Source organism: Adlercreutzia sp. ZJ242, assembly GCF_011038995.1.
Classification (GTDB): Bacteria; Actinomycetota; Coriobacteriia; order Coriobacteriales; family Eggerthellaceae; genus CAAEEV01.
This window is the reverse complement of the sequence record NZ_JAAKEE010000018.1, coordinates 1-11,065: the sequence shown is the minus strand read 5'-3', so window position 1 is coordinate 11,065 and position 11,065 is coordinate 1. Positions and strand designations below refer to the sequence as shown.

At 69.9% G+C, this 11,065-nt stretch carries 8 protein-coding genes; 1 reads left to right on the top strand and 7 read right to left on the bottom strand.

The window, feature by feature from the left end; translation table 11 throughout:
• Positions 1-20 precede the first annotated feature (20 nt).
• From G7Y49_RS06075 to G7Y49_RS06045, 7 genes are all read right to left on the bottom strand, one after another.
• Entirely contained in the window at positions 21-1,451 is a 1,431-nt protein-coding gene (locus G7Y49_RS06075) for a sodium:alanine symporter family protein (protein WP_165172070.1), read from the bottom strand.
• 333 nt (positions 1,452-1,784) lie between these two features.
• Positions 1,785-3,209, bottom strand: a complete 1,425-nt coding sequence (locus tag G7Y49_RS06070) for a sodium:alanine symporter family protein (protein ID WP_165172068.1) — start codon at positions 3,207-3,209, stop codon at positions 1,785-1,787.
• A 128-nt stretch (positions 3,210-3,337) separates the two neighbouring features.
• Entirely contained in the window at positions 3,338-4,663 is a 1,326-nt protein-coding gene (locus G7Y49_RS06065; RefSeq protein ID WP_165172067.1) for a lipase family protein, read from the bottom strand.
• A gap of 245 nt (positions 4,664-4,908) precedes the next feature.
• The gene (locus G7Y49_RS06060; RefSeq protein WP_165172066.1) at positions 4,909-5,247 is read right to left on the bottom strand and encodes a DUF1292 domain-containing protein; all 339 of its coding nucleotides are present in this window, start codon (positions 5,245-5,247) and stop codon (positions 4,909-4,911) included.
• 2 nt (positions 5,248-5,249) lie between these two features.
• Positions 5,250-7,928, bottom strand: coding sequence for a protein translocase subunit SecD (gene secD, locus G7Y49_RS06055; protein ID WP_165172065.1), 2,679 nt, complete (start codon positions 7,926-7,928; stop codon positions 5,250-5,252).
• A 171-nt stretch (positions 7,929-8,099) separates the two neighbouring features.
• Positions 8,100-9,245 carry a tRNA guanosine(34) transglycosylase Tgt gene (tgt, locus tag G7Y49_RS06050; RefSeq protein WP_165172064.1) on the bottom strand — a complete coding sequence of 382 codons (1,146 nt, stop codon included), beginning with the start codon at positions 9,243-9,245 and terminating at the stop codon, positions 8,100-8,102.
• A complete protein-coding gene (locus tag G7Y49_RS06045; protein ID WP_165172063.1) occupies positions 9,245-10,204 on the bottom strand; it encodes an HAD family hydrolase in 960 nt (319 codons plus the stop codon). Before G7Y49_RS06045 ends, tgt begins: the two co-directional genes overlap by 1 nt.
• A gap of 57 nt (positions 10,205-10,261) precedes the next feature.
• Here G7Y49_RS06045 and G7Y49_RS12240 point away from each other — a divergent pair.
• Positions 10,262-11,065: epoxyqueuosine reductase QueH (locus G7Y49_RS12240; protein WP_255465922.1), on the top strand; the 804-nt coding region annotated here is incomplete at its 3' end.

Here is an 11,065-nt window from a genome sequence, read left to right as displayed (position 1 = left end):
GCGGGGCGCGCCGCCCTTCCCTACTTGCTCTCGAGCTGGGGGATCGGGGTCTCGTCGAGCTCGGCGAGGTTGCCCTCGTAGACGTAGTGGCGCGTCTCGCGCGCGATCAGGCCGGAGAGCAGCAGCACCATGATGATGTTGGGCACGGCCATGAGCGCGTTGGTGATGTCGGAGATGGTCCAGACCACGTCGCCGATGCCGATGGCGCCCAGAAACGCCACGATCACGTAGAGCACCTGGTAGGGGCGGATGGCCTTCTTGCCGAACAGGTAGGTGACGCAGCGGTTGCCGTAGTAGCTCCAGCCCAGGATGGTGGAGTACGCGAACAGGATCATGCCGAACACGAGGATCGGCGTGCCGATGTAGGGGATCTCGGCGAACGCGGCGCTCGTGAGCTGCGCGCCGGCGGTGATGGAGCCCGCCGCGATCTGCGCCTGCAGGTCGGCGTTTCCGAGCATGGTGGACACGAGCACGAGGCCCGTGAGCAGGCAGATGACCACGGTGTCCCAGAAGGTGCCCGTCATGGAGACGAGCGCCTGGCGCGCCGGGTTGCGCGTGGAGGCGGCGGACGCCACGATGGGCGCCGAGCCGAGGCCGGACTCGTTGGAGAACAAGCCGCGCGCGCAGCCGAACTGCAGCGCCAGCATGAGGCCGCTCCCCAGAGCGCCGCCGAACGCCGCTTTCGGCGTGAAGGCGCACTCGACGATCAGGCACAGCGCCGGCCAGACGTACTCCCAGTTCATGCCGAGGATCATGATGCAGCCCCACGCGTAGGCCAGCGCCATGAACGGCACGAGCTTCTCGCACACGCGCGAGATCACCTTCACGCCGCCGAAGATGACGGCCGCCACCATGATCACGATGGCCAGGCCGATGCCCCAGGTGGGGATGCCCGGCAGGTTCGTGGTGATGACCTCGGTCATGGCGGAGGACTGCACCGCCGAGCCGATGCCGAACGAGGCGATGGCGGCGAACGCCGCGAACGCGCCCGCGCCGAGCATCGCCCACCACGGGGTGGTGCCGTCGTCCTTCTTGAAGGCGCGCTTCCACGCGTACATGGCGCCGCCGAGCATGTTGCCGTTGTGGTCCTTCACGCGGTACTTCACCGCGGCGAACGTCTCGGAGTACTTGGTGGCGATGCCGAACACGCCGGTGAGCCACATCCACAGCACCGCGCCCGGGCCGCCCGCGATGATGGCCGTGCCCACGCCCACGATGTTGCCCGTGCCGATGGTGGCCGACAGCGCCGTGCACAGCGCGCCGAACTGGCTGATGTCACCCGGAGCATCCGGGTCCTTGGTGATCGACAGCTTGATGGCCGTCGGCAGCTTGCGCTGGATGAAGCCCGTCCTGAAGGTCATGAAGATGTGCGAGCCCAGAAGGAGGACCAGCATCGGAATGCCCCAGACGAAGCTGTCAACCGCATTGATGACGTCGATTACCGCTTCCATAACGTCTCTTTTCCCTTGTGTGGCGAACCGTTTCCCGTGACGCGAGAGAGCTTGTGTCGAAAGGGGTTTTGCTCGACGGGACAACCGATGGGATGACCTGCGGGGTGCGGCGAAAGCCGTTTCGGCAGAAGCACTTTAACGCGCTAAAGCAGCTGCATTATAGGCAGAAGCGAACGCTCGATTTGTTAACAAACTGAAAACTGTCAGCGAACGGGGAGGACGCGCCGCCGCGTGGCAAGGCGGCCGCCGGCAAACGGCAGGCGGAAGGGAAGACATGCGAAGCTGCGCAGGCGCGGGCGCGAGCGTGGGCGCCCGCCCCGGCAAGCGGCAGGGCTACTTCCCCTTGACGACGGGGATGGGCGCGTCATATGCCTCGTCGAGGTGGCCCTCGTAGACGTAGTGGCGCGTCTCACGCGCGATCAGGCCGGAGAGCAGCAGGATGGCGATGATGTTCGGCACGGCCATGAGCGCGTTGCCGATGTCCGAGATCGTCCAGACCACGTCCCCCACCCCGACGGCGCCCAAGGCCGCCACGATCACGTACACCACCTGGTACGGGATGTTGGCGCGCCGGCCGAAGAGGTAGGTGACGCAGCGGTTGCCGTAGTAGCTCCAGCCCAGGATGGTGGAGTAGGAGAACGCCACCATGCCGAGCACGAGGATCGGCGTGCCCAGGTACGGGATCTTCGCGAAGGCCGTCGAGGCCAGCGCCGCGCCCGTGTAGATGCTCGGGTTCTCGAGGATCTGCGCCTGGATGTCGGGGTAGCTGATCATGGTGGACACGAGCACGAGGCCCGTGAGCAGGCAGATGACCACCGTCGACCAGAACGTGCCCGTCATGGCGATGAGCGCCTGCTCGGCGGGGTTTCTGGTCTTGGCGGCCGCCGCCACGATGGGGGCGGTCCCCAGGCCGCTCTCGTTGGAGAACAGCCCGCGCGCGCAGCCGTACTGCAGCGCCGTCGCCAGGCCGCTCCCCACGGCCCCGCCGAACGCCGCCTGGGGCGTGAACGCGCACGTGAGGATCATCAGAAGCGCCTCGCCGAGGACGCTCCAGTTCAGCACCATGATGACGAGGCACCCCGCCGCGTAGGCCACGGCCATGAAGGGCACGAGCTTCTCGCACACGCGCGAGATCGACCTCACGCCTCCGAAGATGACGGCCGACACCGCGACCACGATGACCACCGCCACGGCCTCCTTGGGGATGGCCGGGATCGACGAGGTGATGATGCCCGACATGGCGGAAGCCTGCACCGCGCTGCCCGTGCCGATGGTGGCGATGACGGCGAACGCCGCGAAGGCCACCGCGCCCGCCTTCGCCCACCAGGGAGTCGAGCCGTCCGCGCGCGCGAAGGCGCGCTCCCACACGTACATGGCGCCGCCGAGCATCTGGCCGGCGTGGTCGCGCACGCGGTACTTGATGGAGGCGTACACCTCGACGTACTTCGTGGCGATGCCGAAGACGCCGGCGATCCACATCCACAGCACCGCGCCCGGCCCGCCCGCGAGGATGGCCGTGGCCACGCCCACGATGGAGCCGGTGCCGATGGTGGCCGCGAGCGCCGTGGCCAGCGCGCCGAAGTTGGAGATGTCGCCCTTGCCGTCGGGGTCGCTCGCGAGCGACATGCGGATGGCGGCCGGCAGCTTGCGCTGGATGAAGCCCGTGCGGACGGTGAGGTAGAGGTGCGTGCCCAGGAGCAGGGCTATCATAGCGGGACCCCAGACGAAGGAGTCGATGGCGTTGAGTATCTCAGTCATAGTGGTTCGCCATTGTAACCTCGCGCCCGCGCCCGCGCCGCGACGATTCGGCGAAATCCCCGCCCCGCGAAAAATGCGGGGTGAGCGGGCTACTCCTCGGGCAGAGCGAGCCGGCCGCAGGACATGCGTCAGCGGGTCTTGAAGGTGAAGGTCGCGGGGTTGGCGGTCTGCAGCCAGGCGAGGTAGGTGTCGGGGCTGTGGGCCGTGAGCGCCGAGGTCACGTCGATGCTGGCGAGCTCACCTGCCGCCTGCGCGAGCGCGAGCGCCCCGCCCGAGCCCTCCGACGCCCGCGCAAGCGCCGCCGCGCACGCCTCGAGCGCGTCAGCGGGCAGCGGGCCCTGGCGCCTGTCTCCCACCACCTCGCAGCGCGTGATGGCGGAACGAGCGGCGCTCATGCGGTTGTACGCCGCGCGGTAGGCTACGTGCTCCCGCGCGGGGAGCTCGACCGTCGTGCCGTACGCGCCGTAGCCCCACGCGGCAAGCGGAAGGCTCGGCACCGCGTCAGCCGGGTTCGCCACGTTGAAGATGCCCGCGTACGCCCCGCCGGCGCGCTCGGGTGCGCGCGTGCTGTTCGGCGCGGCGAACGTGTAGGCGTGCACGCCGGCGTACGACCCCTCGTCGATCAGGTCGGCAGCCAAGAGGTTCGCCACCGCCCCTCCCCTGCTGTGCCCGCAGAGGAGCACGTGGGTGGTGCGCGGGTCGAGGCCGAAGCGCTCCAGGTAGGCGCCGAGCGCCGAGCGCACCTCGTCGGCGGCGCGCGCGAACCCGCGATGGTCCGCCTCGCCCGCTTCGGGTCCGAGCGCGCAGTTGAAGTTGCTCAGCCACTCGCTCCCGTAGGTGCCGCGCACGCCCACGAGCACCACGTCGCCTGAGGCGCGCCCGTCGGCGGCGACGAGCTCCTTGCGCGCGATCGCGTAGGCCGCCACGTCCGTCGAGCCGGTGAGCATGTTCGCCACCTCGTCGGCCACGCGGCTGCGGCCCTCGTACGCGCTCACGTCGACGTCGCGGAAGCCGAGCGCCCCCAAGGCCTCGACCGCGTAGGCGCGTCCGCCGGGCGCGCCGTAGCTCGACTGCGCGTTCACCGCGGCGCTTAGCGCGGCGCACGTCGCGGCCAGGTCGTTGTTGTAGGCGCGGGAGCCGCCGATGAGCCACGCGTCGTCGAAGGCCACCTGGGCCTCGGCCACCTGCCCGCCGCCCACGCCCGCCAGCTCGCTCGCGTAGGCGACCGTGGCCGGCTCAGGGCGCTCGGCAGACGAGACGGCCAGCGAGCGCGTGAAGGCGTCCTGGGCGAGCGCCGTCGGGGCGGGTGCCGCAAGCGCCGCGTCAGGCGCGCGGCGCACCATGTCGGCCATGACCGCCGAGGCCGCGTGCGCGCCCGCCGCCCCGAGCGCCAGCATGAGCACGAGTCCCAGCGCCACCACGCGGACCAGCGTCGACGTCTTCTCCTCAGCCACGGCCGTCTCCCTTCGCTCCAGCTCCCGCCGTCTTCGACGGTTCAAAGTCTAGAGAGCGAACCTTACCGCAGCCTTACACGCCCATGACATTTTCCTCGGCGTTTCCGACACGTTGAGAAGAAGGGGCACGAGGGACGCAAACGCGCGCGGGGCGAGGAACCCGTCCTCGCCCCGCATGATGGGCTTGTCTTGCGGCAGCAGCGCGGCGTCACGCCGGCGTCGGCCTGCCAGCTGCCAGCGCCTCCCTACTCGAAGCGGTAGAGGTCGCGCGTGGCCTTCTGGAACGCCTCGTACACCTCGAGCGCGACGGCCTCGTCGGCGACCAGCTCGAACGCGGCGGGCTGGCCCTCCTCGTCGACCTCGGTCACCTCGAGCAGCACCACCTCGCCCGACGAGCACGCCGGGGAGTCCTCGTCAACCGGGAAGAAGAACCCGTACGAGCGCCCCTCGTGCAGGACGAGCCCCAGAAACTCGAGCTCGACCACGTCGCCCCGCTCGTCTTCGAACGAGAACGTGACGCCCTCCTCCACCGGGGGGCAGAAGTTCGGCGCGCTTCCCTCGCGTATGCGTCCCTGCTCGGCCATGGCTAGCTCCTCCCGTGCTTCTTGGGCTTCTTCTTGTTGCCGGTGCTCTTCTGCGGCGCCTTCTCAGGCGCGGCAGCCGCCGCGGCCGCCGCCTCGAGGCGCGCCAGCGGCACCTGCGCGATGGGCTCGCTGCCCGCGTGCTCGAACCCGAAGCGGGCGATCTCGGCCCCGTACTTCTTCTGCAGCTTGGCGAACTTCGGCTCGCGCGTCTTCCACATCGCGTACAGCGGCGTGGCGATGGCGATGGACGAGTACGAGCCGGCGATGAGGCCGATCGACATGGCGAACGCGAAGTCCTTCAGCGTCTCGCCGCCGAACAGAAGCATCGCGAACACCGGGATGAACGACGTCAGCGTGGTGTTGACGGTGCGGATGAGCACCTGGTTGACGGAGTGGTTCGCCATGGTCATGAACGTGCAGCGGATGCTCTCGCCGCTCATGTTGTCGTTGATGCGGTGGAACACCACCACCGTGTCGTACAGCGAGTAGCCCAAGATGGTGAGCAGCGCCGCGATGGTGTTGGGGTTCACCTCGCGGCCCACGAGCGCGTAGATGCCCATCACCAGGATGAGGTCGTGGAACAGCGCCACCACGGCCATGATGCCCATCTTGTAGTCGCGGAAGCGGATGCCGATGTAGGCGATGATGAGCACGAGCGACACCAGAAACGCGATCAGCGACGACTGGATCACGCTCGCGCCCCAGTCGGGCCCGATGGTGGTCACCTCGAAGCTCTCCGTGGACAGCCCCAGCTCGGAGGCGACCGCGCTGGCGCTCGCCGCGGCGTCCTCGGCGCTCGTGGTGGTGGTGCGCACGAGGAAGCCCTCCTCGCCGTCGGCCGTGGTGGTCTGGATGACCGCGTCGGGCTCGCCCGCGTCGGCGAACGCGTCGCGCATCTGCTCGATGGTGACCTCGCCGGTGTCGTGGAACGCCACCGAGGTGCCGCCCACGAACTCGATGCCGAAGTTCAGCCCGCGCAGGCCCACCACGGCGAAGCACGCGCACATGGCGACGGCCGCCGCGGTGAGGAACACCTTGCGGTAGCCGAGGAAGTTGATGTCGTGCTTGATGAAGCGGCCCTTGACCTTCGGCGCCGGCGCCTTCGCCGGCGAGGCGTCCGCGCCCGCCGCCTGGGCGCCGGCCTCGGCAGCCTTCACGGCCCCAGCAGCCCCGGCGGCCTCGGCGGTTCCGGCGGCCTGGGCGCCGTCGGCCTTCGCGGCCCCGTCGGCCTCCGCCGCCTTCGCGGCCGCCTCGCCCGCGCGCGCGGCCTCGACCGAGTCGCGCGTGCCCCAGAAGCCGGGGTGCCTCGCGATGGCCTTCGGCGCGAGCAGGCGGATGAGCGGCGCCTTGAACAGGAGCATCATCACGATGTCGCACAGGATGCCGAGCGCCAGCGTGAGGCCGAAGCCCTTGACCGACGCGCTCGCCAGGAAGAACAGCGACAGCGCCGACACGAGCGTGACCAGGTCGGCGTCGATGGAGGTCAGGATGGCGTGCCGCACGCCCGTGATGGACGCGGCGCGCACGCTGCGGCCCATGCGGATCTCCTCGCGGAAGCGCTCGAGCGTGAGGATGGAGGAGTCAGCCGCCATGCCGATGGTGAGCACGATGCCCGCCACGCCCGCAAGCGAGAGGCTGAACAGCCCGAACGCCGAGAGCGCCGCCAGGATCCCCAGGTAGAGCACGGCGAACACGAGCATGGCCGCCGCCGTGATGAGGCCCAGGCCGTGGTAGAACACCAGCAGGTAGAGCATGACCACCGCCAGGCCGATGAGCGCCACCAGCACGCCGGAGGCCAGCGCGTCCTGGCCGAGCGTCGGGCCGACCACCTGGCTCTGGGCGTACTCGAAGCTCACGGGCAGCGAGCCCGACTCGAGGATGGTCTGCAGGTTCTTCGCCTCTTCCTGCGTGTAGTTGCCCGTGATCTGCACTTGCCCGTTGGGGATCTCGGACTGCACGCGCGGCGCGGACTGCACCTCGTCGTCGAGGATGATGACGATCTCGCCCTTGGTGGGCGCGAGCTCGGCCGTGGCCTCGGCGAACGCGGCGGCGCCCTCGGCGTCGAGCGTGACGTTCACCGCGTAGTCGGTGCCCGTCTCGCTCGCGCGGTCGATGGTGACGTTGGTGATGTTCTCGCCCGTGACGAGCGGCGTGTAGGTGCCCGGCTCGACGGTGAGGTGCTGCGTCTCGCCCGTGGGGAAGGTGTTGCCGTAGTCGTCCGTGAAGGTGGCCTCGTTGGCGTACTGGCCGCTCTGGATCTGCTTCACCACCTCCTGGTCGGTGAACGAGTCGAGGCGCGCGAGGGTGAGCGAGCCTGTGCGCCCGATGGTGGCGAGCGCCTCCTCGGTGTCGGACAGGCCCGGGATCTGCACGAGGATCTGGTCAGACCCCTGCACCTGCACCGTGGCCTCCGACGCGCCGAGGGCGTTCACGCGGCTCTCGATGATGGCGCGCGACTTCTCCATGTCGTCAGCCGTCACCGCGCCGCCGTCGTCGGACTTCGCCGTGAGCACCACCGACAGGCCGCCCTGGATGTCGAGGCCCTGGTTGATCTTCTCCTGCGGCGGCACGAACAGCGCCACCGACACCACCACCAGCACGGTGGTGAGGACGAGCAGCCATATGTTGCGGCGGTCGTGCGTGCGCGCCGGCTTCTTCTTGACGTTGCGCTCCAAAGCCATGGGCGAGATGCTCCTTTTCGTCTTCTCTTCCTCAAAAGCCCTCGGGCGGTCCGCTTGCGCAAACCGCCCGAGAGGTGCTTCACGTGTCTTATGCGTTAACTTGCCTATTGTGCCACAAACGGGCAGCATCGGCCAGACCGCAGCCGCTTGCAGCCAATTTATTCTCAGGCATCAATAATCCTGTGCCGCCGGGCTCGCCATCCACGCCGCCAGGAACTCGTCGTAGGCGCCCGCGAGCACCGCCGCGCGGGCGCGGCGCATGAGGTCGAGCAGGTAGTGCAGGTTGTGGATGGAGAGCAGGATGCCGCCGAGCATCTCGTCCTGCTTCACCAGGTGGCGCACGTAGGCGCGCGTGAAGTTCTGGCACGTGGGGCAGGCGCACTGCGCGTCGAGCGGCCCGAAGTCGCGCGTGTACTTGGCGTTGCGCATGTTCATGCGGCCCGTGCTGGAGAACGCGGTGCCCATGCGGGCCGTGCGCGTGGGCAGCACGCAGTCGAACATGTCCACGCCCTCGGCCACCGCGCGCACGAGCGTAGTGGGGTTGCCCACGCCCATGAGGTAGCGCGGGCGGTCCTCCGGCAGCGCGCGGGCCACCTCGCCGAGCGTCTCGAACATCACCTCGTGGCTCTCGCCCACCGAGTAGCCGCCGATGCCGAAGCCGCCGAAGCGCCGCCCGCCCGCCGCAAGCGAGTCCTCCTCGATCTCACGCAGGCGCCGGACGCTCTCAAGGCGCAGGTCAAGGTGCATGCCGCCCTGCACGATGCCGAAGAGCGTCTGGTCGGCGCGCGTGTGCGCGGCCAGGCAGCGGCGCGCCCAGGCGCTCGAGTAGTCGACCGCCTTCTGCACGAACGCGCGCTCGGCCGGGTACGGCGCGCACTGGTCGAGCTGCATGGCGATGTCGGCGCCGATCTGCTGCTGGATGCGCATGTTCTCCTCGGGCGTCCAGTGCACCTTCGCGCCGTCGTAGATGCTCCTGAAGGTGACGCCGTCGTCGGAGAGCTTCACGGTGTCGGCCAGGCTGAACACCTGGAAGCCGCCCGAGTCGGTGAGCATGGGGCCGTCGTAGCGCATGAAGGCGTGGATGCCGCCCGCCTCGGCCACCAGGTCGGCGCCGGGGCGCATGGCGAGGTGGTAGGTGTTCGCGAGCACCACCTGGGACTTGAGGTCGCGCAGCTGGTCGGGCAGGATGCCCTTCACCGTGGCGTGCGTGCCCACGGGCATGAACATGGGGGTCTGGAAGGCGCCGTGCGCCGTCTCGTAGGTGAGCGCGCGGGCGTGGCCGCACGTGGCGTCGCAGGCTGCCTCGAAGAGCGCCACTAGGCCGACACCCCCTCGGGCGCGGGGGTCGGGCTCGCCGCGTCGGACGCGGTGGGAGCGGGGGTCGGATCGGCCGGACCCTCCGCATCCGCCGCGTCGACCGCGTTCGCCTCGAGGGCCGCCTCGCGCGCCTCGGCGGAGATGACGCCCTCATCAGCGCCTCCGACGGGGTTCGCGCAGACGGGGAGCTCATCAACCCAGGCGGCGAACTGCTCGGCCGTGCCGTGCTTGACGCTTGCGAGGTCGAAGCCGCCGGGCACGGGGTCGAGCAGGTAGTCGGTCACGAGGAATATGTCGGCGCCGAGCTTCGTGACGGCCATGTCCTCCACGGTGTTGTTGCCCACCATGAGCACGTCGGAGCCCGCCACGCCGCACGCCGCGAGGTTCTCGGCGTAGTACGCGAGCTGGGGCTTGATGGCCGTCGAGTTGTCGTAGGCGGTGACGCGCGCGAAGAGGTCGGGGGAGAGGCCCGCCCACGCCAGCCTCCACGCCACGGCGCGGGGCGGGAACAGCGGCATGGTGGTGAGCAGGAGCGGGTAGCCCTTCTCCCCGAGCGCGTGCACGGCGCGCACCATGGGCTCGCTCGGCCTCACGTCGGCGCCGATGTCCCCGAACTCGGTGGCGTAGTACCCGTCGCAGACGGCATGCCAGTCGGCGGCCTGCTCGTCGACGTGCTCGAAGAACTCGCCCCAGAACGCGTCGGCGTTGACCTCGCCGATATCATGGCTCATCATGGCGCGGGTTCCCCGGCCGAGCCCCGCCTGGAACGCCTGCGCGTCAAGGCCGCGCGCGGCCACGTAGCGCACGATGCCCGCGAAGTACGCCTTCAGAAACGCGTCGATGTCCATGGGCAGAAGCGTGCCGTCGAGGTCGAAGAACACCGCGCGGTAGGCGCGGGGCGCCGCGGGCGCGCTCTTGTCGCTTTTCGGGGGGGTTACGGGCTGTGGGGTGTCTTCCATAAGGTGTTTCCTCTGATCGCTCGCATGCTTTCGATGTGGCATGGTAGTATACCCTTCATGACTTCAGCCGCCGAAAACCCGACGAAATTGCTACTCCACGCCTGCTGCGGGCCCTGCTCGATGGAGCCGGTGCGCCTCTTGCGCGAGCGCGGGGTGGAGCCGCACGTCTACTACGCGAACTCGAACATCCACCCGCCCGCGGAGTACGCCCGCCGCCTCGAGACGATCAGGGGGTGGGCCGCCTCCGTGGGGCTCAGCCTTACCGAGGGCCGCTACGACGTGGCGGCCTGGGAGGCGACCGCCGGGCGCATAGGCGACGCCGCTCGCGCGCGCTTCGGCGTGATCGCCGGGGACGTGGCGGATGCGGCAGGCGGCGGGGCCGCGGAAGCTGCGGCGGGCACGGCAGCTGCGGGAGCGACGGCAGCCGCGAGCGCGGAGCCCGCGGGCGCAACGCGCGGCGGAGCCGCAGGCGACGGGACGCCCACGCACTCGGCCCAGGCCGAGTCCGCGCGCCAGGCGCGCTGCCGCGCGTGCTACCGCCTGCGCTTCGAGGAGGCCGCGCGCTTCGCCGCCGAGAACGGGTTCGACGCGCTCGGCACCACGCTCTCGGTCAGCCCCTACCAGTACACCGACGTCATCCGCGAGGAGCTCGGGCGGGCCGCGCGCGCTGCGGGCGTCCGCCCCCTCTTCGAGGACTACCGCCCCTGCTACGCCGAGGCCACGCGCCGCTCGCGCGAGGCGGGCCTCTACCGCCAGAACTTCTGCGGCTGCCGCTTCTCCGAAGAGGAGGCGGCCGTCGAGCGCGCCGCGCGCAAGCGCTTCCGCGCCGAGGCGCGCGAGCGCGAGGCCGCCGCCCACGCC

Bases quoted from the DNA above. Each gene is read 5' to 3' on its own strand.
- G7Y49_RS06075 (WP_165172070.1), bottom strand. From the start codon at position 1,451: ATGGAAGCGGTAATCGACGTCATCAATGCGGTTGACAGCTTCGTCTGG.
- G7Y49_RS06070 (WP_165172068.1), bottom strand. From the start codon at position 3,209: ATGACTGAGATACTCAACGCCATCGACTCCTTCGTCTGGGGTCCCGCT.
- G7Y49_RS06060 (WP_165172066.1), bottom strand. From the start codon at position 5,247: ATGGCCGAGCAGGGACGCATACGCGAGGGAAGCGCGCCGAACTTCTGC.
- secD (WP_165172065.1), bottom strand. From the start codon at position 7,928: ATGGCTTTGGAGCGCAACGTCAAGAAGAAGCCGGCGCGCACGCACGAC.
- G7Y49_RS06045 (WP_165172063.1), bottom strand. From the start codon at position 10,204: ATGGAAGACACCCCACAGCCCGTAACCCCCCCGAAAAGCGACAAGAGC.